Annotated in this window: 25 protein-coding genes and 1 tRNA gene; 11 read left to right on the plus strand and 15 right to left on the minus strand. The window is 55.9% G+C overall.

The features are described from left to right. The coding region (locus AC2FFH_RS22130) for a helix-turn-helix transcriptional regulator (protein ID WP_496770647.1) at positions 1 to 554 on the plus strand (554 nt) is incomplete at its 5' end. A 329-nt stretch (positions 555 to 883) separates the two neighbouring features. Here the strand turns inward: AC2FFH_RS22130 and AC2FFH_RS22135 are convergent. From AC2FFH_RS22135 to AC2FFH_RS22150, 4 genes are all read right to left on the minus strand, one after another. Then, positions 884 to 1153 carry a hypothetical protein gene (locus tag AC2FFH_RS22135; protein WP_496845331.1) on the minus strand — a complete coding sequence of 90 codons (270 nt, stop codon included), beginning with the start codon at positions 1151 to 1153 and terminating at the stop codon, positions 884 to 886. 184 nt (positions 1154 to 1337) lie between these two features. Beyond that, positions 1338 to 1934, minus strand: coding sequence for a CopD family protein (locus AC2FFH_RS22140; RefSeq protein WP_496845332.1), 597 nt, complete (start codon positions 1932 to 1934; stop codon positions 1338 to 1340). Between the two features lie 272 nt (positions 1935 to 2206). Next, the gene (locus tag AC2FFH_RS22145) at positions 2207 to 2599 is read right to left on the minus strand and encodes a copper resistance CopC family protein (RefSeq protein ID WP_496725948.1); all 393 of its coding nucleotides are present in this window, start codon (positions 2597 to 2599) and stop codon (positions 2207 to 2209) included. Between the two features lie 349 nt (positions 2600 to 2948). Then, positions 2949 to 3959 carry a helix-turn-helix domain-containing protein gene (locus AC2FFH_RS22150; protein ID WP_496770651.1) on the minus strand — a complete coding sequence of 337 codons (1011 nt, stop codon included), beginning with the start codon at positions 3957 to 3959 and terminating at the stop codon, positions 2949 to 2951. Between the two features lie 132 nt (positions 3960 to 4091). Here AC2FFH_RS22150 and AC2FFH_RS22155 point away from each other — a divergent pair, with 132 nt between their 5' ends. The 4 genes from AC2FFH_RS22155 (at position 4092) to AC2FFH_RS22170 (ending at position 9375) form a co-directional block, all read left to right on the plus strand. Beyond that, a complete protein-coding gene (locus tag AC2FFH_RS22155; protein ID WP_496845333.1) occupies positions 4092 to 5489 on the plus strand; it encodes a metal-dependent hydrolase family protein in 1398 nt (465 codons plus the stop codon). Positions 5490 to 5515: 26 nt separating this feature from the next. Then, positions 5516 to 6280: a DUF3299 domain-containing protein gene (locus AC2FFH_RS22160; RefSeq protein ID WP_496845334.1), complete on the plus strand. Its 765-nt coding sequence runs from the start codon at positions 5516 to 5518 to the stop codon at positions 6278 to 6280. Then, the gene (locus AC2FFH_RS22165; RefSeq protein ID WP_496845335.1) at positions 6277 to 7455 is read left to right on the plus strand and encodes a carbohydrate porin; all 1179 of its coding nucleotides are present in this window, start codon (positions 6277 to 6279) and stop codon (positions 7453 to 7455) included. Before AC2FFH_RS22160 ends, AC2FFH_RS22165 begins: the two co-directional genes overlap by 4 nt. 162 nt (positions 7456 to 7617) lie before the next feature. Beyond that, positions 7618 to 9375 carry an amidohydrolase family protein gene (locus AC2FFH_RS22170; protein ID WP_496845336.1) on the plus strand — a complete coding sequence of 586 codons (1758 nt, stop codon included), beginning with the start codon at positions 7618 to 7620 and terminating at the stop codon, positions 9373 to 9375. 134 nt (positions 9376 to 9509) lie between these two features. Here AC2FFH_RS22170 and AC2FFH_RS22175 read toward each other — a convergent pair. Beyond that, positions 9510 to 9585, minus strand: a tRNA-Val gene (locus AC2FFH_RS22175). 262 nt (positions 9586 to 9847) lie between these two features. Here AC2FFH_RS22175 and modA point away from each other — a divergent pair. Genes modA through modC form a run of 3 tightly spaced genes read left to right on the plus strand, consistent with a single transcriptional unit; the run spans position 9848 to position 12412 of the window. Then, positions 9848 to 10621: a molybdate ABC transporter substrate-binding protein gene (modA, locus tag AC2FFH_RS22180; RefSeq protein ID WP_496770704.1), complete on the plus strand. Its 774-nt coding sequence runs from the start codon at positions 9848 to 9850 to the stop codon at positions 10619 to 10621. A gap of 4 nt (positions 10622 to 10625) precedes the next feature. Further along, the gene (gene modB / locus AC2FFH_RS22185; protein ID WP_496725955.1) at positions 10626 to 11318 is read left to right on the plus strand and encodes a molybdate ABC transporter permease subunit; all 693 of its coding nucleotides are present in this window, start codon (positions 10626 to 10628) and stop codon (positions 11316 to 11318) included. After that, a complete protein-coding gene (gene modC, locus AC2FFH_RS22190; protein ID WP_496770665.1) occupies positions 11315 to 12412 on the plus strand; it encodes a molybdenum ABC transporter ATP-binding protein in 1098 nt (365 codons plus the stop codon). Before modB ends, modC begins: the two co-directional genes overlap by 4 nt. Here modC and AC2FFH_RS22195 read toward each other — a convergent pair. Together AC2FFH_RS22195 and AC2FFH_RS22200 are read right to left on the minus strand one after the other, a co-directional pair. Continuing rightward, entirely contained in the window at positions 12409 to 13269 is an 861-nt protein-coding gene (locus tag AC2FFH_RS22195; protein WP_496845337.1) for a Hint domain-containing protein, read from the minus strand. The two genes, modC and AC2FFH_RS22195, sit on opposite strands and share 4 nt — an antisense overlap. 141 nt (positions 13270 to 13410) lie before the next feature. Then, complete coding sequence (locus tag AC2FFH_RS22200) at positions 13411 to 13815, minus strand: toxin-activating lysine-acyltransferase (RefSeq protein WP_496845338.1); 405 nt, start codon at positions 13813 to 13815, stop codon at positions 13411 to 13413. 294 nt (positions 13816 to 14109) lie between these two features. On the opposite strand from AC2FFH_RS22200, the gene AC2FFH_RS22205 reads away from it, so the two are divergent. Then, positions 14110 to 14406 (plus strand): hypothetical protein, encoded by a 297-nt coding sequence (locus AC2FFH_RS22205; protein WP_496725959.1) that lies wholly within the window; start codon positions 14110 to 14112, stop codon positions 14404 to 14406. 4 nt (positions 14407 to 14410) lie between these two features. On the opposite strand, the gene hemF is transcribed toward AC2FFH_RS22205, so the two are convergent. Genes hemF through clpS form a run of 4 tightly spaced genes read right to left on the minus strand, consistent with a single transcriptional unit; the run spans position 14411 to position 17477 of the window. Beyond that, positions 14411 to 15295: an oxygen-dependent coproporphyrinogen oxidase gene (gene hemF, locus AC2FFH_RS22210; RefSeq protein ID WP_496845339.1), complete on the minus strand. Its 885-nt coding sequence runs from the start codon at positions 15293 to 15295 to the stop codon at positions 14411 to 14413. A 5-nt stretch (positions 15296 to 15300) separates the two neighbouring features. After that, positions 15301 to 16101: an SDR family NAD(P)-dependent oxidoreductase gene (locus AC2FFH_RS22215; protein WP_058271963.1), complete on the minus strand. Its 801-nt coding sequence runs from the start codon at positions 16099 to 16101 to the stop codon at positions 15301 to 15303. A 37-nt stretch (positions 16102 to 16138) separates the two neighbouring features. After that, on the minus strand, positions 16139 to 17104 hold the full coding sequence (locus AC2FFH_RS22220) for a class I SAM-dependent methyltransferase (protein WP_496845340.1): 966 nt from the start codon (positions 17102 to 17104) through the stop codon (positions 16139 to 16141). Between the two features lie 31 nt (positions 17105 to 17135). Further along, positions 17136 to 17477: an ATP-dependent Clp protease adapter ClpS gene (gene clpS, locus AC2FFH_RS22225; protein WP_058271961.1), complete on the minus strand. Its 342-nt coding sequence runs from the start codon at positions 17475 to 17477 to the stop codon at positions 17136 to 17138. A 91-nt stretch (positions 17478 to 17568) separates the two neighbouring features. On the opposite strand from clpS, the gene AC2FFH_RS22230 reads away from it, so the two are divergent. Continuing rightward, the gene (locus tag AC2FFH_RS22230) at positions 17569 to 18270 is read left to right on the plus strand and encodes an HAD family hydrolase (protein ID WP_496845341.1); all 702 of its coding nucleotides are present in this window, start codon (positions 17569 to 17571) and stop codon (positions 18268 to 18270) included. Positions 18271 to 18551: 281 nt separating this feature from the next. Continuing rightward, positions 18552 to 19937: a D-alanyl-D-alanine carboxypeptidase family protein gene (locus tag AC2FFH_RS22235; RefSeq protein ID WP_496845342.1), complete on the plus strand. Its 1386-nt coding sequence runs from the start codon at positions 18552 to 18554 to the stop codon at positions 19935 to 19937. A 59-nt stretch (positions 19938 to 19996) separates the two neighbouring features. On the opposite strand, the gene AC2FFH_RS22240 is transcribed toward AC2FFH_RS22235, so the two are convergent. The 4 genes from AC2FFH_RS22240 to AC2FFH_RS22255 all read right to left on the minus strand — a co-directional run bounded on the left by AC2FFH_RS22240 (position 19997) and on the right by AC2FFH_RS22255 (position 23914). Next, positions 19997 to 21244, minus strand: coding sequence for a hypothetical protein (locus tag AC2FFH_RS22240; RefSeq protein ID WP_496770685.1), 1248 nt, complete (start codon positions 21242 to 21244; stop codon positions 19997 to 19999). Between the two features lie 145 nt (positions 21245 to 21389). Continuing rightward, positions 21390 to 22151 (minus strand): LamB/YcsF family protein, encoded by a 762-nt coding sequence (locus AC2FFH_RS22245; RefSeq protein WP_496770699.1) that lies wholly within the window; start codon positions 22149 to 22151, stop codon positions 21390 to 21392. Positions 22152 to 22163: 12 nt separating this feature from the next. Further along, positions 22164 to 23162, minus strand: coding sequence for a 5-oxoprolinase subunit C family protein (locus tag AC2FFH_RS22250; RefSeq protein ID WP_496845343.1), 999 nt, complete (start codon positions 23160 to 23162; stop codon positions 22164 to 22166). Continuing rightward, the gene (locus tag AC2FFH_RS22255) at positions 23153 to 23914 is read right to left on the minus strand and encodes a 5-oxoprolinase subunit B family protein (protein ID WP_496845344.1); all 762 of its coding nucleotides are present in this window, start codon (positions 23912 to 23914) and stop codon (positions 23153 to 23155) included. The genes AC2FFH_RS22250 and AC2FFH_RS22255 overlap by 10 nt, the downstream gene beginning before the upstream one ends. Positions 23915 to 24339 lie beyond the last annotated feature (425 nt).

Genomic DNA, 24339 nt, shown 5'->3' on the forward strand with positions numbered 1-24339 from the left:
GGCGCGGTGGCGGCTTGCAGCTTGATCCGCAATCCATGCAGACAACAGCCAAGCTATCGGTGCCAGAGGTCTTTGCACTGCTCATCAGCGTGGCAGCCATGCGGGCGGCGGGAAACCTTCCTTTCTCGGAACTGGCAGATGCCGGACTAGCCAAGATCGAAAAGGCCCTGCCCGCAGACAAAGTGCGCGACCTGCGCGCTTTCTTGGACTGCTTACACATTGGTCAATTGTCCCCGCAGCAAGACCTTTCGGGCATGGGCAAAATGGATGCTGAGTTGCTACCTGCTTTTGAAACGGCATTCCTTGGGCGCCAGCTCATCTCCTTTGCGTATCGCGATGCAAAAGGACGGCAGACCCACCGTAAAGTGGAGCCACAGGCAATGCTGATTCTGCCCCCTTTGTGGTACCTCGTTGGCTGGGACCCACAGCGGGAGGACTTTCGGCATTTCCGGATGGATAGGATTAGCCGTCCGGCAGCCGTAGAAGGTAGCAATTTTTCCCGCCGCTACGTTCCGTTTGAAGAAGATGTCTGCCCCTACAGCGAATTGCAGTAGGATCGGCAAAGCGGTTGTCCGTCGAACGCGTAGCATTGACTAACATGGGCGCAGCTGACCTTATCCGTATTTTGAACTAAGGTCCGGTTCGGCCAAAAAGGATATTTCTTCTGCGAAAAAGGAAGAACTACGGGTAGCGGATTATCCGTCAGGATTTGGTGGAGCCTAGAGGAATCACCGTCGAGCGACTGATGCACTGATAGTGAACATGATTGTAGTGTGGCGGTTTATAGTGTGTCACACTTGCATATGAGCAACTAGTACATTTGGGCTGAGGTCTAGGGCCACGTTTCCACTCTATTGTTTCCGTGGCTCAAGTGCGCATCTGATTAATTGGTCGATGTTATGTCGACGATTGGGGGTTCGCGATTGCCACTTATAGGCAAGACTATCATCGCGTCACCCACCGCTTGGAAGTCAATTTGTTTGAGATCAACCATGTGCACAGTGCGGTCGTACATCGTGTGATAGTAGTAGGTCAGGTCTAGTGATTTGTTAGCAGTCATTACCTGTGTCGCGCTGCATAGGAAGTCTTCAGACTGTGCATCGTCCTGAGCACCCTCGGCTGCGTTGGCTGGTGTTTCGAAGTTGTCGAGCATTAGGAACACCTCGCGGCAGTGTCGTAGCCTTCTAGATTAACTTCATGGCATGAAGCACAGTGCACTGCGTAGAGTTCCAGCCCATTCGTTAGGTCTCTGTCTGTCAACTCATGATCTGTAGCGACGTTGGTGCCAATGCTGTATACAGCCAGCGCGCACAGGTGTTTGTTCATCTCTCCCTACCTTAACTCGGAAGCGTTAGCACGCTCGTGAGTGTCGTCGTTGTCGCCAGCACAACTAATACGATTATTGCCTCGACTTCGATGGATCGGGCTAGGCGTTGCGCTGCCTTTGCCTCTCCACCCTGCATAGCCGGAACAAATCGGAGCTTGTTTGCAGCGGCGAGGATCATCAGCAGCGCCACAAGGAACACCTTGAACAACAATGCCTGCCCGTAGCCGGTGAGCAAGAGCCCTTGGAGATTGCCAACAAGCAACCAAGCCATCCAGAGACCTGCCACGATTAATACCGGTACAACCAATGTAGCAGCTTGCCCAAACCTATGCCCTAATTCAGCAGCATTGGTCAGGTGTTCAGGCATTAGGGCCATATTCCTTAGCGGGCTAAAGATGCCCACCCAGAAGGCCACACAAAGCAGGTGCAATAGGAGCAAGAGTTGAACACCGACACTCTTTAGTTCCGGCACGTGCCCTATCTGCGCAAAGGACCACAAAGCCAATGTACCACCCACGAGTACGATCCAGTGGCCAAATCGAGGAATAGACAATCCCACAAGGATCAATGCTGCACCGACAAGCCGGTAAACTAGTACGTCGCCCACGGGGGTCTGTCAAAGTAATCCAAGCATTTCCGGGTCGACCATGCCGTCAACTCCGCCCGTTAAGGCGGCCCCACGAAGCATGAAGACAACTACAGTTGCGGCGAGAGCAAGGCATGCTAAGGCCCTTGCTTGGCGTTTCATCACAAGGTTTATCGGTGCGACAAAGCCGGAATAGAGGCAGCTAACTATCATAAGCCCGGTGGAGCCCGCAAAGCCGATGTAGAGCCCTAGCTTTGCGAGGATTGCCGCAATGCCCCAAATGTCTGGCATGCTCATTCCACGGTAAAGGAGAACTCGCCCTGCATCGCATGACCGTCTTCACCAAGACCGCGCCATTCAATGACATAGGTGCCCGTTCCATTGCTCGGCAGTGGGATCTTGAACTCCTGACCAAAACTTTTCTGGTCGCCCAATTCTAGGCTTGCCGCGGAATGTTCTTGATGTGCCAATTCTATCCGTGTCAGCCGGATGTCCTTAGAGAAGTTGAGGCCAATTTCAGCGGGCACAGCGGTTATTGTGGCTCCGTCGGCAGGGGTTGTTTCTTCGACCTTGGAATGCGCCAGTACGCCGCTGGGAAGAGCAGCGACAAGTGCGAACGTTATGATCTTTTTCATGGTGCTGTCCTCAATATATTCCGTTGGAACGTTGTCTTTCTCATCGTCCACTTCTCAGCGGTTACCCTATTCCGCACGTGCAACATGGTGCTGTTTTTCACTGTCGCAACCAGCGCTATCTTCGAGAGATGTCTCGTGTTGTCAGTGGCTTGATGGTCACACGGTCTTCTGGGCACATCAAGATCATATGACAACTTGTTGAGATCAGGTTTGTCGCTGATCGAACTAAAATAAAGAGTTGGTGCAGCGGAGGCGCAGCGCGGCATGCACCGCCGCAGGGCTATGGGGGCAATTGTCCCTCTGTTATCCTTAGAAAGGGGCACCAAAAAGTGTGTTGCAAATTCTTGTCGGCTTGCGCTTGTTATGTAGTGAAAAAGCAGCCCAAGTATTTGCAACGTAACTATACACCGAGGCGGAACTTGGTCGGTGTCATTCCGGTCTGACCTCGGAAAAAGCGAGTGAAATGGGACTTGTCGGAATAGCCGAGCATCAGACCAATCTCCGCAATTGTCATCTGGCCTTCTTTGAGGTGCTCTTTGGCGACATCGACACGCAACCGTTTGATTTCGCGGGGTAACGTTGTGCCTTGTTGCTGAAGCGCCTTCAGAAACCGTTCCGGTTGTAGTCCCAGCATTCCAGCCACCATCTCTGGTCCCAAATCGGTTTCATCCAGTTTGTCGTGTAAGACAGATCGCAAAGCTGCCACCACGGTTACTTCTTCATCTTGTCGAAGTGATGCTATGGGCTTGGCAGAACCCTCAGAGACGTGGTGCAAAAACAACCATTCCACAGGAAAACTAATTTGCATTCCGGGATCAGTCCCAAGGCCAACCTCGATCCCTTTGTAATCGATAGGCAGCCCATTGATGTATCTGCTTTCCCATCGCACACGGGAAGAGTCCCAGGACTCTCCGACGACGGTCTGCAATAGGCGTACATAGATTGCGGCACCAAAACCGGTCACCTGAATGGGTGGGACAGTTGGCTCCTGTTGCCTCTCGATACGATAAGTCGCTTTGTCTGCTTCGATGACAAGGCTGTGCCGCACAGAATTGGACTCCTGCGGCACGAGCTCAACAAAGCGGGTAAAAAACTCGAACAGCGTTTTTGTAGATTGCAAGGCTTGAGCGAAGGGCGGCCATCCTTGTAGGTCAAACGCTTCCCCTACATTCAGTCCTAGGTATCGATCCCCTGATACTTCTGAGAAAGCATTTACCAAGCCGTAAACCAACTCGGAGTGAACGAACACGGATGGGTTAGTCATCAGTTCAGCTTTCAAGCCGACCTGATCCAATGCTGGTTGCGGATTGATCTTACGTTCGGTGAGATATTGCAGAAAGGGAGCGGCTAAAGAGAGGCGAACAAAGCCCTCGCTATGCTCTCGGGAGGTGGAGTTGAAAGGCAAGCTCATAACCCTTGTTGGATTAGCTTTAAGAAGTGGCCATTTTTGCAGTCACATTCGTACATCCTAATTCAAAAGGGGCAACCGAGCCAATGAATTCCAGACTATAGTTGGCAAAACATGAATATGAAGGGAGTACTTATGTCCGGCTTACGAATGTCTCTTTGCTCGACGGCAATTGTCGCGGCAGGACTTGCTTTTTCAGCGTCCGCGCAGGCTCAGGATCAAGAAGAACCCCAAACGTTGTTTACCAACGTGCACATCTTCGATGGAGTGAGTGAACAGCGCATCGAGAATGCCAGCGTATTGGTCGAGGGCAATCTGATTAAGGCCGTATCAACCGACGCAATCGATGCCCCCGACGCTACGGTCATTGACGGAGAAGGGAGGACACTGACCCCCGGCTTCATCGAAAATCACGCACACCTGATGCTGCCAGGACCCACGTTGCCCGCAATGGAAGCCAACAGCACTTGGGAAGACCTCGCGATTCACGGCACTCAAATGGCTGAGATGTACTTAATGCAAGGCTTTACCACCGTAAGAGATGCAGGTGGCGCTAATGGAGGTCTTCGCCGCGCAATCGACACCGGGACCATTGCCGGGCCGCGTTTCTACCCTGCGGCTGCTTTTCTAAGTACGCGTGGTGGCCATGCTGATTTCGCCAACTTTACGGCGCCTGTTGGCCAGTCTTCGAACTTCAGCCGTCTGAATATGGCCCAAGAAGTCGACAGCGTCTCTGACATGTACAAGTTTGCTCGTAACAACTTCCGGATGGGAGCAACACAACTGAAGTACATGCAATCAGGCGGTGTAGTTTCAGTGTTTGACCCGTGGCAGTTATTGGCAGGATCGACGGCAGAGTTAGAAGCGGCCGTGCAGGTTGCCAACGAATACGAAAGCTACGTCATGGCCCATTCCTACCGCAAGGAAACGATCATGGCGGCACTGAATGCTGGTGTGCGATCAATTGAACACGGGTTCATGTTTGATTGTGAAATATCAGCGCTGATGGAAGAGAAAGGAGCCTACATCACGACCAATCTCACCGCATTTGATCCAAATCTCTTCGATATTCCTGCCATTCGAGATGTCCCAGCCAGCTTACGAAAGGCACAGTCAGCTACGCAGGCTTTTGGCGACTACATAAAAAACATGAATGAGTGCCCAGCTAAAAGAGGGTTTCACACGGATTGCGTAGGTTCTGTAGCCGCCTGCAATATTCAAATTGCCTATGAAAAACATCTCAATAATGAGTTCTTTGGCTCTCACGCCTCGTTGGTCGCAATGACATCTACTGGCGGTGAAATCGCCGCTTTGTCCGGACCATTCATGAACCCCTATCCCGAGGGCAATCTGGGTGTGATTGAGGAAGGAGCCTATGCGGACATCCTGCTGATCGACGGTAACCCACTTGAAGACTTCTCGGTTGTTGGCACGGGTGATCAGTGGTTCGGTGCCGACCCGAGGCCTGAAAGCCCAGATACGATCCGACTGATCATGAAGGACGGCGTCATCTACAAAAACACACTGGATTGACCTGTCTCAACAGCCGGAGAGTATTTATGCACCATTGGTTCCGCTCCTTAGTATTCGCAGGGTTGGTCTGGTGTGGTCATCCTGTCATGGCGACGCCAGGAACCGCGTTGGACTGGTCTGACCTGCCTGACCCGTCCGCGCAGGTCTTTGAAGACCCCTATCGCGAACTTAGCGCCGAACAGTTCGACGATGTCCTTTACGTCGTACGGCTGCGCGGCAGGCTACAGCAGGATAGTGGCAGCGAAGCAGAGAGACAAAAATGGCAGGAGCTCCTGACCGAGACTGAGAATGCCTTGGCGACTGATGGGATTGATGTCGACTGGCTACTCGATCAGCGAGAGGTCGTGACGGAACGGCGAAGAAAGGCTGGAACAAACGGAAATCTGCAATTCGACGGTCAAACAATCACACTCGCGGGCTTTGCCATTCCTGCTCCAAGCGATCCGGACGGCCGGCCTGTGGCGTATTTGGTGCCAGAAAGAGGGATGTGCAGCCACATGCCTCCACCTCCGCCTAACCAGATGATCCGTGTGCGGTTGAACGGGGACTGGGCGCCTAGCTATTTCCACGAACCCGTTCGGCTGACAGGCACGCTGACTATCGATCCTTCCGTTCATAATATGATGGTTGTGGATGGCCTCATGCCTATGAATGCGACTTTCCAGCTAGAGGCGGAACGTGTCGAAACTCTGGAAACCGAGGCAGACAGGTTGGAATGGAAGCAGCGTGCTGCTGATCGCATCCGCGCGGCAGGAAATCGCAAGACCGGTGGGGCACAGGCGTCTGAATGATAAGACTTCTGGTTGCCGTATTGAGTATTTCCATTGCTGGCGCAGCGTCGGCTCAGGGACTATCTGGGCCATCTTCGGTCGAAGCTGACCTCGACCCCGGAGATGGGCTGACCGATCCGCAGTATCGTTCGGATTTTCCACGCAACATCGCACCGGGTTGGTTTCAGTGGAAAGACCGGCTGGCTGAAGGTGGGTTTCGTTTCAACATTGATTACTTGGCATTGGGCCAAACTACGAATGCTGATCTGGGTGCCAGCGAAGCGGCCAGCGGAATTGCGCGCCTCTACGGTAGTTGGCAGGCAACTGAACGCGGTTCCCTGACATTCAAGATCGAAGACCGGCACGGCTATACTGATGTTGCCCCGCAGTTTCTTGGTCTGGATGGTGGAGCCCTTTCGATCACAGGGACAGCCTTCAACGATAATGGTTTGCTGCTGACCAACCTGTTTTGGACCCAAAGGGCCGCGAACGGCTCGTGGACGCTGCAAGTCGGGCAGATTGATGTAACGGACTTTGTGGATATCTATGGGTTGGTAAGCCCCTACAGCGGTTTCCAAAACCTGTCTTTCAATACCAATCCGACAATTAACACGCCCAATCAAGGCCTTGGCATTGCTGGTGGCGTAAAACTTAGCGAAAATATTTATGCTGTTGCGAGCGTCTCGGACGCAAACGCCGACCCGTCTGATCCAAACTTTGATGTGTTCAGCGATGGCAATCTCTTCAAATCACTTGAACTTGGTTACACCTCCGGCTTTGATCGCATCTACTTCGACAATATCCATCTGACCCTTTGGCATGCGGATGCGGCTGACGATGGTAGCCGTCCAGAAGACTACGGCGCTGCGTTTTCGGCGGCATGGTTTGTTGGCAATAAATGGATGCCGTTCTTCCGGGCAGGGGCCTCAAAAGGGACAGCAGCACTCTATGATCGGTCCGTTTCTGCCGGTCTCGGTTACTACGGTCGCAATACCGATTTGGCCGGTCTGGGCCTAAACTGGGCCGAAGCAAGAGGCATAGATGGCGATCAGTTCACGCTTGAAGCTTTCTACCGCTTTTCAATCTCACCCGGATTGCAAATGACGCCGTCACTGCAGTTCATTTCTAACCCGCTGCAAAACCCCACTCAGGACAGCATTACGCTGTTCGGCCTAAGAACCCGGATCGTATTCTAATTTGGGTCGAAAGCAGACGCCAATAACAACGATACATTCAGTTTTGTAAATAAAAGGGAGGATCTATCCATGCGTACCTTGTTTCTGGCTGGTACGTTGTCTGTGTGTTCGACATTGTGCGTCGCGCAAACTTACGACCTTGTCATTCTTAACTGACGGGTAGTGGACCCGGAAACCGGGTTCGATCAGATCGCTAACGTGGGAATAAGCAACGGCTGGATCACTGCAATTACTGACGAAGAAATTAATGGTAGCGAGTCCATCGACGCGACAGGGCACGTTGTTGCCCCCGGGTTTATCGATCTCGAGCAGCATGGGCTGGACCCTTGGGGTATCAAGGTAAACCTTCGTGATGGCGTTACGACTCAAATGGATTTTGAGGTTGGGGCAGCGAACATCGACGAATGGTATAGTGCGCGCGAAGGCGCAACACAGGCAAACTATGGTACGGTCGTTGGGCAAGAATTCGCACGGATGCGGGTTCATGACGGCCTCGTGCTTGAAGGTGGGGATATAGACTTCCGGAACTTCTTCGCACTGAGGGCACAATCCGTGGAAGATGGCGTCGAGGGGTGGTCTTCTGTTCCAAGCAACCGTGAGCAGATGAACGAAATCACTGCCCAGCTGGATGAGGGACTACGTCTAGGGGCCCTCGGAGTGGGGTCGACCATCGGCTACGCCCGCGAAGGTATTACAACCTATGAGATGTTCGAAGCGCAGCGGGCTGCGGCGCGTTACGGTAGATTGACCTCCGTCCATCACCGATTTCATCCGAGTGCTTCGACGCCGACAGAAACACAGACGGGTGTAAATGAAATCTTGGTCAACGCGATGGTGCTTGGCGCACCGCTCCATATACACCATGACAATGACTATGGCTGGTGGGAAAATCAGGAAAAGCTCCAGATGGCCCGCGACCAAGGCTACAACGTCTGGTCTAGTTACTATCCTTGGACAGCCGGGTCGGGAAACTACGGAGCCTCGATTATCGCCCCCGAAAACTGGGAAGGCTCGATGGGGTACAAATACGAAGACACCATCTTTGACCCCCAACTTGATCGCTTTGTGACAAAAGACGAATTCTTGAGTTTCGCTGAGAATGAGCCGGGACGGACGGCCATTGTTTTTAGCCCTCCAAGAGAGCAATGGCTAAACGATTGGATCACTATCGCGGGCTATGGCATTTCGGGCGACGGTATGGCCGGGCTAGATATCGATGGCAATCTGATGAGTTGGGATGCCCCCTACGAAGACTATGCTGGGCATCCTCGGTCAGCAGGCAGCCACGCGCTTGTTTTGAGACTGGCACGTGAAGCGAATGTGCCGCTAATGCTCACACTCACTCAGTTAAGTTACATCCATGCGAAACGATTGGGTGACACAGGGTTGCGCGCAATGCAGGTGCGTGGGCGTATGCAAGAAGGCATGGTCGCGGACATCACGATTTTCGATCCGGTATCAGTGACCGAAAAGGCGAATTATACGCTCGGTCAGCAAGGTCTTCCGTCAGAGGGTATTCCTTACGTGCTCGTTAACGGAACTATTGTTGTTAAGAAAAGTGAAGTTCAACGGGATGTTTATGCCGGACAGCCGATCCGGTTTCCAGTCGAGGAGAGCGGGCGTTTCGTTCCGGCTGGTCGCGAGCAGATCATGGGTATTCTCACACCGGATACCGGCACTGCACGTCCAACATTGCTCGAAGATATCACGAACAGTGAAGCCAATTTAACACCTGTCGCGCCACCGACTAATCAGTTTGCGTCGGTCGAGCCGACCAACCCCTTTGATTGGTTTACACCTCGCAACGGTCTAGATGACAGCAACTTATTCTTTTGCGTCGTGCATGCTCGCTTCGAGGACCGCGCAACAGCAAAACGTGATTATGCGAAGGCTATGTTGTCTAAAGCTGGGGGGCAATAAACTCGAGCTAATAGAGAAACACAGAGCAAACTACCTACCAGAATGCAGAGACGATGCGCAGCGAACACAGTTCCACGGGCGGCACAGCAATAAGCGCTAGTCGCATAAGTCCTTGATGCATTGCACGGATGAATTGGTGGGTGATGAGAGACTCGAACTCCCGACATCTTCGGTGTAAACGAAGCGCTCTACCAACTGAGCTAATCACCCGTGACGGTGCATGTAGCCAAGCCTGCGCCCGGGTGCAAGAGGGTCCGGCAGTTTTTCTTTCCCATAATCTGATTTGTTCGCCACTGGTAATTCAATCCGGCGGGAAATTCGCCGTGCCTTTTGTTGTGGGGTCGTTTCGATTGTGTGGGGCCTGTCGTTTTGCGTTCTGCCTCGTGGGTGATTGCAAAGGCGCTTGCGTGTCACCTGCCGCCTCAGATATCCCCAAAGGAACTGCAACTTTCCAGGCGGGAGAAAACCGATCCTGTCCCACGCGCGCCGAGTTCTGATCGCGGCCCTGGTTCTGGGCGCTTTGACGCTGGCCCCGCTCCGCGCAGGGGCCGAGGGGATTTTGGTGTTTGCAGCGGCCAGCCTCAAAACTGCGCTTGATGAGGTGGCATCTGATTTTGAGCAAGAAACTGGGCAGGGCGTAACCGTCTCTTACGCGGCGTCGTCCGTTCTTGCGCGCCAAATTCAATTGGGTGCCCCGGCAGATCTGTTCATTTCCGCTAATGTGGACTGGATGAATGTGCTGCAAGAACAGGGCCTGATTGACCCCACTACGCGTGTAGATCTGCTGGGCAATGGCCTGGTTCTGGTCGCTGGGGACGAAGGGGCTGACATTGGCGAAATGCGGCCCGGAGTCGCTTTGGCCTCCGCACTGGATGGTGGATACCTGGCCATGGCGCTGGTTGATGCCGTGCCGGCAGGGATCTACGGAAAGGCGGCGTTGGAGAGCTTGGGGCTGTGGCAGGGTGTTCAGGCTCAGGTCGCGCAAACGGATAATGTGCGTGCAGCCCTTGCACTGGTTGCCACTGGTGCGGCCCCTATGGGGATCGTCTACCGATCCGATGCGCAGGTCGAGGGACGAGTTCGGGTCATCGCCGAGTTTTCGCCTGGCCTGCATCCGCCCATCATCTACCCTGCAGCAGTGACGACAGCAGGTGCAGACGGCGCGCAGGTGTTTCTGAAGTACCTGCAATCTCAGGCCGCGCGGGCCGTGTTTGAAAAGCAGGGTTTCACCCTGCCGAACGGATAGCGGCATGGGGTGGTTGGGACCTGCAGAGCTTGAGGCACTGAAACTGTCGCTGCGCGTTTCGTTTTGGGCAACGTTGGTGACATTGCCGTTGGGCATATTCGTTGCCTACGCGCTGGCCCGTTGGCGGTTTCCGGGTCGGCAGGTCTTGAATGGGCTGGTGCATCTACCCTTGATCTTGCCACCGGTGGTGACCGGCTATCTGCTTCTTCTGACCTTTGGAATTCAGGGGCCGCTGGGCAAGTTGCTGGCAGAGATCGGAATTGTCGTGGCGTTTCGTTGGACCGGGGCTGCCCTTGCCGCGGGTATTATGGCATTTCCGCTGATGGTGCGGGCCATACGCCTGTCGATCGAAGCTGTGGACCCCAAACTGGAACAGGCCGGGGCGACACTAGGTGCATCGCGCCTGTTTGTATTTGTAACGGTGACCCTTCCGATGATCCTGCCCGGCGTAATCGCCGGGGCAATACTGGCCTTTGCCAAAGCGATGGGAGAGTTCGGGGCCACGATTACCTTTGTGTCGAATATCCCCGGCCAGACGCAAACCCTGCCGTCGGCGGTCTATGCCTTTCTGCAAGTCCCGGGCGGCGAAGCAGCGGCCACCCGTTTGGTGGTTATTTCGATCGTGGTTGCCATGAGCGCGCTGCTGTTGTCCGAGTTCATTGGGCGGCGTGTCGCTGCACGGGTGGCCGGATCATGAGCCTGTCTGTTCGCCTGCAGCACGATCTACCCGACCTCAAGCTGGATCTGAGTTTTGATGCGCCACCCGGTGTGACGGTTCTGTTTGGGCGGTCCGGGTCTGGAAAGACAACCATTGTAAATGCAGTCGCCGGTTTGGTGAAACCCATGGCCGGTCGGGTTGCTGTAGACGAGTGGGAGTTGTTCGACACCGCGCAAGGCCTCTGGTTGCCGCCGCACAAAAGACGGCTGGGGTACATTTTTCAGGAAGGCCGTCTTTTTCCACATCTCACCGTGCGCCAGAATCTATTCTATGGGAAATGGTTTGCACCCAAGAGCGCGCGCCGCGAAAGCCCGGACAAAGTGATCGAAATGCTGGGGATCGGGCACCTGTTGAACCGGCGCCCTGCGGGGTTGTCCGGTGGGGAAAAACAGCGTGTTGCCATTGGGCGCGCCCTTCTGGCCAGTCCGCGCCTGATCCTGGCAGATGAACCTCTAGCGGCTCTCGACGACGCACGAAAGGCCGAGATCCTGCCTTACTTCGAACGGCTGCGGGATGAGGTTTCGGTGCCGATTCTGTACGTCACACACTCGGCTGCAGAAGTTGCGCGCTTGGCGACATCGGTTGTCGCTCTGCAAGAGGGTAAGGTCTTACGGCATGGACCCGCCTCCGAAGTATTGGCCGATCCGTCAGTCGCACCGGCTGGTGTGCGGGCCGTCGGTGCAGTGTTGCAGGTTCGGGTCGTCAAACATCATTCGGACGGGCTGACCGAGTTGGACGCAGGCGGGTCGCCCTTGTTTCTGCCCCGGATACCCCTGCAAATTGCGGAAGAACTGCGCATCCGCATTCCCGCGCAAGAGGTTATTCTGTCCAGCAAACGCCCCGAGGGTCTTTCGGCCTTAAATGTTCTGGAAGGAGCAGTCGACACGATCCGCGCGGGCGAGGGGCCGGGTGCGATTGTGTCCGTAAAAACGCCCGCGGGTTCTGTATTGGCCCGCGTCACCCGCCGCTCAGTCGAAGCGTTGGGGCTGGAACCGGGCAAACCCTGTTTTGCGGTCATCAAAACGGTCGCACTGGCACCGCAGGACGTGGGCGGGCACTTGCGCGGGGTCTAAGCCAGCGCGCGGGCTTCGAATTCTCGCAGGATCAGGCGGGCTGCCCGGCCGAAGCCCATCCTATTCGGCGTGGCTGTGTCGGGGAAAATGGCAGCGAGCTCCTGCAATGCGTCCGAGGACAGTGTGTACAGGGATTCCTCGCCGAGATAGAGGCTTTCAGCCAGTGCGCCCTCGGCTGTCAGTATTTCGTGGTTATCCAGCAGGATGTGAAAATATTCGACAGGGTCATCCGAGGTGTCAATCGCGATACCTGGCCAGGAACAAAGGTGCTTGGCCGCAACCAGCGCGTCGGGCGTGCCAAACAAAAGCTCGACCTTTGGTCCGCTGACCAGAATGCGGTGCTGCTGTGATACCAGCAGATCGCGTTCGGGCTGTCCTGCGCCAAGGCTGCCGGCCTTGATCCGAACCGGGCGCATGGCCGGATTGTCACGTAATCGGTCCGGCGATAAGGCGCTGCTTTCCACCCACCGGATCGGTCGCAGCCCGCGATCTACGGTCATCACCTTGTCGCCAACACTCAGGGTTTCTATCTGTTGATTGCCTTTTTCAGCCAGGATCAAGGTGCCTGCAGTAAAGCACACGCCTTCAAGGGTGATGGTGATCTCTTGGGTCAGGTCATATGGTTGGAAGAAAAAGTCCAATCCGGTGACCCGTACCGTGAAGGTATCAGTGACCGTAGTCCCGAACGGGATGTCGTCAAAATCGCTTTGATTGACCGTGTAGGTCCATTCGCCGGTATTTGGGTTAATGGAGGCCACGCCCAGTGATGGCTGATCAGAGATCGACCAGGATTGCGTCCGAGGAAAACCGGTCAAGCCAAGATCGCCACTGGCCTGATTAGGGGGATCTCCGGTCACAAAGCCAGTTGTTGTCCCTACGATCGATACTATTTCAAGACCCCTCCATTTTCAGGACCTCACGAAATTCTTTCTTCCGGTAAAGCTTCATGTGTACCTCCCCCGCGTCGTCTCGGGTCCATTCCACGATGCGATTTCGGGTCAGGTCGCTGTCCATCCGATTGGTTCGGACCCGGGGTGGGGGATTTCCTTCTTCAAAATGTCGACGATCTGGTTGGTCTGTCCAAATGGGGCCACGAGGTCGACGATCCAGAAGGACGTGCCGCTGGCAAAATCCGTATCCTTCAGTGGCTTTTCCTGAATGGCATACCGACGCTCGGCTTCGCGGCTGAGGCCTGCGAAAGTCACAAACCCGCGCGGGAAACCGTTCTGCCGGAAAATGTGGTACTGGTTCAACCTAAAAGGCGTTTCAAAGGCATAAAGCACCTGTCCAAGGGTGCGCGGTCTGTGTGTATTGGTCAGCGATGCAAGATAGAACATGTCGCCGAAATCCGCGTATTTTTCGGATGGGATAACAAACCAGTCATTTGGAAACGCTTTGCTCAAAACTAACCCCAGACAATATATGCCTTGATCCTATTTGCTTAAGATCCAAAATGATACTGTTTTGCCTGTATGTGCCGTGTCGGGATCCTGTCGGACAAAATCCCGAAAATGGCGCCGCTTTACTCGGACCACGTGTCCGGTATGATCTTGAATAATTGTTTCGAAACAGGAATTGCCATTATGCGAGTTTTGAAAATAGCGGCCCTGGCAACATTTGCGGTGTCGCCTTTATTTGCACAGGGAATTGGGATCGGAATCGGCGCTTACCCAGGTTTCAAAACCACAGTCACGCCTATGAACAACGGTGTATACGAGGTCGCCGTAAGTGGCTCTTCGGCCCCGGTCTCGTATTGGTGCGGGATAGGCGACTTTGCTATTCGCAGCCTGAGAACCAAAGCAACTCAGCGTATCTACATTGTCCGCGCCTACGAAAAGGGCGTGCGCACGGTGCAGTTTTCACTTACCCCACCCGATGGGGTCGATACCACGCCGGGATATTCGATTACCGTAAAACGTGTGGGTGAGAACATGTCGGCGGGGTCCGCGCAGGGCTATTGCTTTGACAACTTCCTGGATTTTGGGTTCCGCTAATCTATCAGGTCCATTTTGCCATTGGCGGAAGGCTCATCAGCACCGCATCCGGGTCATGGCCGGTTTCCAGCCCGAATTTTGTGCCCCGGTCGTAGACGAGGTTGTATTCGGCATAAAGGCCCCGATGCACCAGTTGCGTGTCTTTGGCTGTCTCATCAAACCCCTGGACTCGGCGCTTTTCCACCAACGGCAGGAAAGCTGGCAGGAACGCGCGACCGATATCCTGGGTCAACGCGAAATCGGCGGCCCAGTCTCCGGTGCAATAGTCATCCATGAATATCCCACCCACGCCGCGGGCGCGCTTGCGGTGAGGGATATAGAAATACTCATCCGCCCAGTCTTTCAGGCGGGGATAATGGCCGGGACCATGTGGATCCAGATGCGCCTTTTGGGTGGCATGAAAATGCGCTGTATCCTCATCGTATTCGATGCAAGGATTCAGGTCCGAACCGCCGCCGAACCACCATGCGTGCGGGGTCCAGAACATGCGGGTGTTCATATGAACGGCCGGTACATGCGGGTTTTGCATATGCGCGACCAGAGAGATGCCCGACGCCCAGAAACGCGGATCTTCGGTCATGCCCGGAATTCCCTTGCGCGCCGCCATGGCCTGTTGTGCCCGCGCACCCAAAGTGCCGTATACGGTCGAGACATTGACACCGACCTTTTCAAAGACACGCCCGCCACGCATCACGGACATCAACCCGCCGCCAGCATCGCTGCCGTCCTCGGATTGGCGTTTGGTTTCCTTGACCTCGAACCGGCCAGGTGCTGTGTCTGCAAAAGGGCCAGAGCTGTGGGTGTCTTCAAGTGCCTCAAACGCGGCGACAATCTCATCGCGCAATTGGCGGAACCACGCGGCGGCGGTTGATTTTTCGGTATCGAACATAGGGATTAATGAGCCGGAGCTGCGACGGGGTCCAGCAAGGTGCGGCCGCCATCAATTGTCAGAATTTGTCCGGTGATGAAGCCGGCTGCGTCCGAGGCCAGGAACTGTGCCGTTTCGGTCAGTTCGTTCGGGGCTGCGATCCGGGCCAAGGGCGTATGTCTCTCGATATCGTTGCGAAAGTCCCGGTTTTCCTTGAGCGTGGACTGCAGCGAGGCGCTCATGACCGATCCCAGCGCTATGGAATTGACGCGGATCCGTTTCGGGGCAAGGGCAACGGCCAGCGAACGTGTCATCTGATCCAGTGCGGCGGTGGATACGGAATAGGCCATCAGATCGGGGTGGGTGCGCCGCGCCGCGATTGAAGACAGGTTGATGATCGACCCGGCGGGGCCTTCGTCAGTGTCACCTGCTTGTTTTATCATGCGTTTGGCGACCGCCTGGCTTAGACGCAGCGAGGGCATCAGGTTCTGATTGAGCAGCATGCGCACGGAATCGTCGTCCGCGTCCAGCGGATCGGACGGGATCACCTGGCGCGCGCCATTGATCAAGATGTCCACCTGATCAAACGCATCAAGCGTGGCAGACAGCAGGTTCGCGATGGTCAGCTTTTCCCGCAGGTCGCCAGCAAAAAACCGGATGTTGCTGTCATCGGCCTGTTCGCCAAGCTCGTCGGACAGCCGTTTTTCGTCCATGTCGGCGAACATGACATTGGCGCCGGCATCCGCAAAGTGGCGCCCGATGGCCAGTCCGACCCCATTGGCGCTGCCTGTGACAATGGCGGTCTTGCCGGCTATGGAAAAGGACATGCGTTGTCTCCTGATTTGCGGCAGAGGTTAACCGGGATCACCGTCGAGGGCGAGAGGCGTGAAACACCTTGAACCGATTGTCGCCGGACACCTCCTGAACCTGTACGAAATTCTCGGCCAGCGTGACCTCGTAGGGCAGGTGGCGATTTGCGACCATCCACAGATTGCCGCTCCGGGTCAGGTTTCGAGCTGCGGATTTGATAAAGCCCTGACCCAGCTCAGGGTCGGCGGCGCGCGATGTGTGGAACGGAGGGTTCATGATCACCGTGTCCAACGGTTCCGGCGCGTTCCACGTGACGGCGTCGGCCCAGTGGAACTGCGCGCAGGTCTTGGCCAAATTGACGCGTGCGCAGGTAAGGGCGATCTGGTCAGCCTCGACCAGATGTAACGCGCGCGGATTGGCGGCCTTTAGCACACCGGCTGCGAGATACCCCCAGCCAGCGCCCAAATCAGCGATCCTTGCGCCCAGCTTTTCGGGCAATTCGCCCAGCAGCAGGGCCGAGGCAGGGTCTATCCCATCAGCAGAGAACACGCCGGGCGCGGTCCGAAAGCCATCGACTGTCTGGTTGTCCGGGGCGGCCCAGTCGGCAAAAGCCTCGGGTGCGGATTGGAACCAGAAAATCTTGCCATGCGCCTTGGCGATGGGCCCTTCGACGTCAACGCGTTTGCGGATGTCTTTCAGCAGGCTATCGACGCCGTCGGTTTTGACACCGTCTATGACAATCTGTCCCCTGGCCCGCTGACAGGCCTGATGCACCATACTGCGCGCCAGCGCCTTGGCGCGGGGCAGGATCACGATGGCATCCTGACAAGGGTCGTGGGCGTCCGGCACAGCGGCAAAGCCCTGTCCGGCAAAGTGGTCGTGAAACGGTTTGAATGGCTGCACAACCTGCGTTTCACGCGGCAGGGCCGACAGATCGCAGTCGGATGTCGGCCCAAGCACGCTGAGTGGTTGCGACAGCTCAAGGCCGCTTTGCAGGGCAAGATCAAGACGAGGGGACATCGGCAAATATGAGAGAGAAGGCTAGGCGGCCTTACTCTTCCCGTTCCATTGTGCATTGCAGGGGGTGCTGGTGCCTGCGGGCAAAGTCCATGACCTGGCCCACTTTGGTTTCGGCGATCTCATGGCTGAACACGCCAACCACGGCGACGCCTTTCTTGTGGACGATCAACATGATTTCGAACGCTTCGGCATGGGTCATGCCAAAGAAACGTTCGAGCACATGCACCACGAATTCCATCGGCGTGTAGTCGTCGTTCAGCAGCAGTACTTTGTACAACGGCGGGCGCTTGGTCTTAGGGCGCGTCTGTACCAACAGCGACGGATCATCGTCGTTGTCCGGTTGGTCAGACATCATCCATTTGTGTTCAGTCATTGCGCCTTTGTCCGATTCAGGCTTCGGTTTGTCTGATCGGTTATATAACGTGCATGGGGCCAGAGAAAAGAGCCAGCAGGACGTAATCGAAATGGAAAAAGCGCTGACCACAATTGGGTTCGACGCCGACGACACGCTTTGGCACAACGAGCGGTTTTTTAAACTGACGCAGACGCATTTCACGGAATTGCTGGCCGATCACGCTGATCGCGATCACCTGTTGGATCGACTGCTTGCTGCGGAAAAACGCAATATCCGTCACTACGGCTACGGAATCAAAGGCTTCACCCTTTCGATGATCGAAACCGCTATTGAGGTGACTGAGGATCGTGTTCCAGCCTCGGTTATCCGCCAGTTGGTCGAAGCGGGGCAGGACATGCTGGCCCACCCGATCGAGCTGTTACCTCACGCGCGGGAGGCCATCGAAGCGGTGTCTGATACGCATCGAGTGATTCTGATCACCAAGGGCGACCTGATCGATCAAGAGAGAAAGCTGGCGCAATCCGGTCTGGGAGAGTTGTTCGACGAGGTCGAGATCGTGTCCGAAAAATCGGCTCAAACCTACCGTGAAATCTTTGCGCGACATGGTGAGGGTTGTGATTCTGCAATGATGGTGGGCAATTCGATGCGATCCGATGTCGTCGCCCCAATTCAGGCCGGGTGTTGGGGCGTCTATGTGCCTCATGGGTTGGTCTGGGAGATTGAGAAGGCCGAAACCCCTGCGGACAATCCGCGCTATAGCGAACTGCGGGACTTGGGCGAACTTGCTGATCTGGTTCAGCGCCTAAATTGATGTTGCCAATTGGCCTCAGTTTTCAAAAAACGAGACGGGATTTACGTTAAGGGGTTCAATTTGCGTGGATGTGGTAGGTTGCGGGCTGCGCGCATCTACATGTAGTGCCGGTTTGGACGCTTAACAAAACAGCGAATTTGCACGCTTTCGGTTTATTTCATTGGGTCTCTGTGTTAGCCTTGTAGGCAATAAAAAATAATTAACGCTGACCGGGAAAACCCGGCGGCCTGAGGTAGACAGAGGCAAAGATCGTGCAGGTTCGGCGGACAGTTCCGGCCCGGATGGGCTTATTTCTTATAGCATTCTTGTGGCTGCTCTCCTTCGCGCCAATGCAGGGATTTGCGGCACCATATGCGGCGATGGTCATCGACGCCCGGACAGGCGAGGTTTTGCATTCGCGCAATGCTGACACCCGACTGCATCCGGCCTCTCTGACCAAGATGATGACACTCTACATTGCATTCGAGGCGGTGCGGAATGGTGAGATAACCTTGGACACGCCCGTTCGGATTACAAAAAAGGCCTCTTCTGAACCCCCCTCGAAGCTGGGCCTTCGCACTGGGCAAACCATAGCGTTCCGATATCTGATCAGGGCGGCTGCCGTGAAGTCCGCCAATGATGCGGCCACGGCGATTGGCATCGCGATCAGTGGATCCGAAGCCGCATTCGCCCGTCGCATGACGCGCACGGCCAAGGCCATGGGTATGAGCAGGACGACGTTCAAGAACGCACATGGCCTGACGGAATCAGGTCACTTGTCGACCGCGCGGGATATGACCACGTTGGGTCGCCACCTGCTTTATGACTATCCGCAGTATTACAACCTGTTCTCGCGCCAATCCACGCATGCCGGGGTCAAGACAGTTCCAAACACGAACCGTCGCCTATTGGCGGCCTATAAAGGTGCGGATGGGATCAAGACTGGATACACGCGGGCTGCTGGCTTTAACTTGGTTGCATCGGCCAAACGCAAGGACGAACGCATTATCGCAACTGTCTTTGGTGGCAAATCCGGCGCATCGCGGAATGCAAAAGTGGCTGAGTTGCTGGACATGGGATTCCGCCGAGCCCCCTCGCGTGCCCCGATCCGCAAGCCGGCCCGCCCCACCTATGCCGGAAACGCAGGATTGGGAGCGACAGTCGCGGCCCTGACTATCGCGCCAAAATCCAGTCTGCGCCCCGTTCTGCGCCCCGGACCGGGTGCTGCAGTTCAGGTTGCTGGCGCCGTGGCTGAGACGGCTGCCAAAAATGGCACGCGCATCAAGGATGGTATCGCCGCGGCGATTGCGGCGGCCGACATCCAACCGTCTGGTGACGGGGACTCAACCCGTCCCGCGGCACGGCCGGCTGATTTGGTTCTGGCCTCGACTGATCCGGCAGCCCAGCCCGAACCCGAGCAAGAGATCGTCACCCGCCTGTCCACATCGGGCGGGCGGCTATGGGGTGTGAACGTAGGCCGCTATACCACCCGATATGAGGCGGAAAAGATCTTACTGAAAACCGCTCTGTCGGAAATGACCACTCTGGAAGGCACGCTGCGCAAGGTAAACCAAAGCTCGCGCGGCTTCGACGCGACATTCCAGGGCATGACCCGCGAACAGGCCGATCTGGCTTGTCGCCGGTTGCAGGCCCGGAATGTCACTTGTTTCATGATCGGGCCGTCATAAGGCTCGGCATACTCTCCTGAATGGATCTGGGCTGCGAGGAAACTCGCAGCCTTTTTTTGTCAGTCGAAGACGTGGCCGTGTTCGTATTGTTCATCCTGACCTGCCGCCGCGGTCAGGGCGGCAACGTTATCCTTGGTAAAGAACCCGTCATAGTGGTGACAGCGCTCGATATACTCAGTGATCAACAGCGTATACTTCGAATGCTTTGAGAAGATCTGCTTGAGGTTCGGATCATCCTTACACTCGCCCACCACATGGGCCAGGAACGGCACCCCTTCATCCTTGAGTGTGTTGACCACAAAATCGACGTTCTTTTCACCCGCGCCGTGGTCGCCGTCCTGGATCTCGATTGCCATGTGGTGCAGGCGACGGCCAAAGTTCCGCACGAAATCCTCAGTCGGCATCGGCAGCTGTTCAAAGGAATTGACGAAGGAGGGCGTGTTGTTCGCGGTGAAGACCTTGGCGGGGGATTTCTTGTCATCATCCACATTCGCGTTTCGGTTCACATTGGTAGACGAGTTCATCTCAAAGATGTTGTACGCGCCCCAAAAGTAATAGGGCACCATGGTCAGAAACTCGAGGATGGCGTCCTCACGCTCGCCGGCTAGAATGCGTGTTGCAAGGTGGTCGACCCCCAGCATCAAAGGCGCGATTTTGCTGTCTGCCCCGAACGCCGCCGCCTGATCCAGTCGCACCTGTTCGTCATTGCTCAGCAATATCCGATCACCCAAACCGAGGCTGTCGGTGTCGTTGAAATCCAGGGATGAGTAGCCAACTCTGTTACAGGTGAAATCGGACGGAGACGTAAATCTGAACCCGTCCGAAGTGTAGAACGGGTTTTCGGTGTCTCCCTTGTACTCAAACCTGATGTTCTGATCTTCAAGCGTTTTGGTCAGGGTCTTGAGGTCCGTGGCGCCATAAATCTCTCCGACATAGCGGGTCTGGGGGGTGTTGCGGGCCAGCGGGTACATACGGTTGATGCGCGGGATATAGTCTTCGAAGGTCGGGCTTAGTGGCGCCATGACGATAATCGCAGGATAATCGGTGTGTGAGTGCATGACCGCAAATTTGTGCGTCTGACCCAGATAGCTGGCCGTATGTCGGTAGGGTGTCATGACATAAAGCTCGATCAGCGTGTCGAACATCGCGTCCGGTTCGACCTGAATGACGATCGCCTGCATCGCCCCGACCTGATCAGCCACGCCCGAGCTTTGGCGGCGTTCGTAGATCATCGGCAGATATTGGTGGAAGAACTCAGAGTTCTTTTTGTCGCCGCGTGGTTCGTAATTCATCAGATCAAAAGACATTGGCCAACCTCCTTGCCTATACCGGTTTGGCATGGCGTTGCTTGGAATTGTGGTATTCAGAACATGCACTTGTCGGGCATGCTAGGGTCTGTATTCCATACAGGCAACAGTCAGAGGATAGATCGTCAGGATTACGCCCTTCTTTCTACCGCATGAATTTTGTCACATCGACCCCGCCGTCGATCAGGGATGTGCGAACCGAACGGGCGATTTGTACCGCGGTTGGACCGTCGCCATGCAGGCAGATCGTGTCGATGGATGTCTCAAGCCGCTGGCCGCTTTCGGTGATGATGGCACCTTCGCGCACCATGTTCAGGATGCGCGGTCCGGCAATTTCGGGGTCATGAATAACCGCGCCGGGCAGGCCGCGGTCGACAAGAGTTCCGTCGTCGTTATAGGCCCGGTCCGCAAAGATCTCGCCGACCCACTTGCACCCCAGTTCGCGCACGGCTTCTTCTTGTTTGGTAACGGCCAAAACCATGATGATGATGTCCGGATCGACATCCAGCGCGCCCTGATAACAGGCTCGGGCCATGTCGATATCGACCGAGCACATGTTGGCCAGCGCCCCGTGCAGTTTCAGGTGCCGCACTTCGGTGCCAACGGCCTTGGCCATGCCGATCGCAGCGCCCAGTTGGTAACGAACCAGATTGCGCAAGGAATCATGGGGAACTTTCATATTCCGCCGGCCAAATCCCTGCAGGTCAGGAAAGCCCGGGTGCGCGCCGATCCCGACGCCGTTTTCCGCAGCCAGTGTCATCGTTTTGGCCATCACATCCGGGTCGCCGGCGTGAAAGCCACAAGCGATATTGGCAGAGGTGATAATCTTAAGCAGATTTTCATCATCGCCCATATTCCAGGGGCCAAAGCTTTCGCCCATATCGGCATTCAGATCGACGCTTGGCATACGTGGTACTCCCTAGTCGGTGGCGGAGATCATTCCGCCGATCAATTGGTAGGACAAGAGGTTCGGGATGTCATGCGGATCGCGGACCAGCGGTTCGACTCGCATAGGTAGCCGGGCAAGTTCGGCATTGTGGGCGGTTTGCAGGGCTGTGGCCTCGTCCAGTGACACGAATTCGAACTTGATCCGCCCGCCCGCCGGGGTTTGTGCCGCGCGCGGAAGGTCACAAGGCAGAACCGTCGCGATACGGGGATAACCTCCAGTGGTCTGACATTCAGGCAACAGGATAAAGGGGCTGCCTGTTCCGGTCATCTGTATGTCACCGGGGGTAATGACCTCGGACAGAATGTTCAGCTGACCCTGAGCCGCGAAACCTTCGCCCTCGCTATCCAACTGCATCCCCATTCGGTTGGCCCGACTGCCACGCCGAAACTCGGTTTGCACAAAGCGGTCCAACGTTTCCTGATCGAACAGGGGGGTCTGAAAGCTGGCGATCACGCGTAGAACGCCACCCGAGAAGCGATCATCCGGGTTAAGCTTCATGCCCGTCACGCCTGATCCGTCGGCGACAGGCAATGTATCTCCGGTCTGAATGGTGCTTCCGATCTTGGCGGTCAAATGCGCTGAGCGTGATCCCAGAAAGGCTTCGGACGCGATCCCACCGTTGACATGCAGGTAGCCATAGGTCCCGCGCGTCGCAGCACCAATCACCAGCCGCTGCCCGGTTACCATCTGGTGCGACGCATTCCAGACCACAGGTGCGCCATCAATGCTGGCCTGCATCGGAGCACCTGTCAGAGCGATGCCGAGAGATTGCGTTGCCTCGAACTCGCCACCCATTCCCGCCATTTCCAAAGCGGCAAGTCCCGGGCTTTGACGCAGCAACGCTGCGCCCTCGTGCAGGGCCAGTTGGTCGGCGGCGCCGGATCGGGACAGCCCCTGATCCAGATACCCGACACGGCCCTGGTCTTGTATGGTGCAGGCCGGGCCAATGCGATGAACAATCAGACCCATCCCGCGATCTCCTCGCAGGTGGCCCCGCCTGAGCCGTCCGAGTTGTTGGCGCGGATGGTTTCCAGTTCGTCGCGCGAAACGGACAGGAACTGCATTTCATCCCCTGGCTTCAACGCAAAGCTCTGCGGTGCGTCAGGGCGAAAGCAGCGAAATGCGGTTTGGCCCACATGCCGCCAGCCAGTCGGAGTGGGGCCCGAGAACAGTACGAATTGGGAAATTGCCAATACCAAGGCCCCCTCTGGGACCATGGGCGTCAGTTCCTTCAGGCGCGGAATATTGAATTCAGGACCAAGCGGACCAAGGTACGGTTGCCCCGGTGCAAAGCCGATGGTCAATACGCGTACCTTTGTGTCGCTCAGCCGTCGAACGGCTTCCATGGAATCCAGCCCCGCCGCCGCCGCTGCCTCGTCCAGTTGCGGAGCAAGCTCGCCCCCATAAACTGTCGGGACCCGCCACAATTTTCGACCGGCAGGCAGTGGTGCCTCAAACCAATTTTGCTGTGCAAGTAGGTGTCGCACTCTATCTTGGACTTCAGCGCGAGGTAATTTGTCGGGATCGAACCTCAGGTAGGCCGATGCAAGGGATGCAGAGGTTTCGACAACACCGTCCCAGGATGCCGCGTCGATCGCGCCCCTAAAGGCCAGCGCCGCCCGGTTCGAGGGTTCGGCCATGGCATCGGCAAAGGAAACAAGAAGGCCGTCGTAGCCTACGGTACTTATGCGTGGAAACATGTCGGCTGTATTGGTGGTCATTTCACGGCTAACCCGGGCATCTTACAGAGGCGACCACACAGCATCCCGGACCAATGCGCAAGCCCGGCGAGGGTAGAGATGCGCGGATTCTATACCTGAGTTGAGTGCCAGCATGGTTTTTTAGGCCGGTTCCGACTCATTGAATCGCTTCCGACTCGATTGAGTCTTGTGGTGTGATGGGTCGCCCTGTCTATATATAGGGGTACGATTACTGGAGGCGCAGGCAGGTGTAGGTACGACTTGTATTTCAACTGATGAGATCGCCGTTCGAGGGGGTACATAGCGTCACTTAAGATATTGATAAATAACGGTTAAGCGGAAAGATGGAAAAAAATCGCCCAGGACGTCATTTTCTGCTTGCGGCTTTGTTTGGTAAACCTTAGAACCCCCTTCACCGGCGCTGCTGAGGCGGTGCTGACGGGTCG

The organism is Ruegeria sp. YTSC003 (assembly GCF_059609785.1).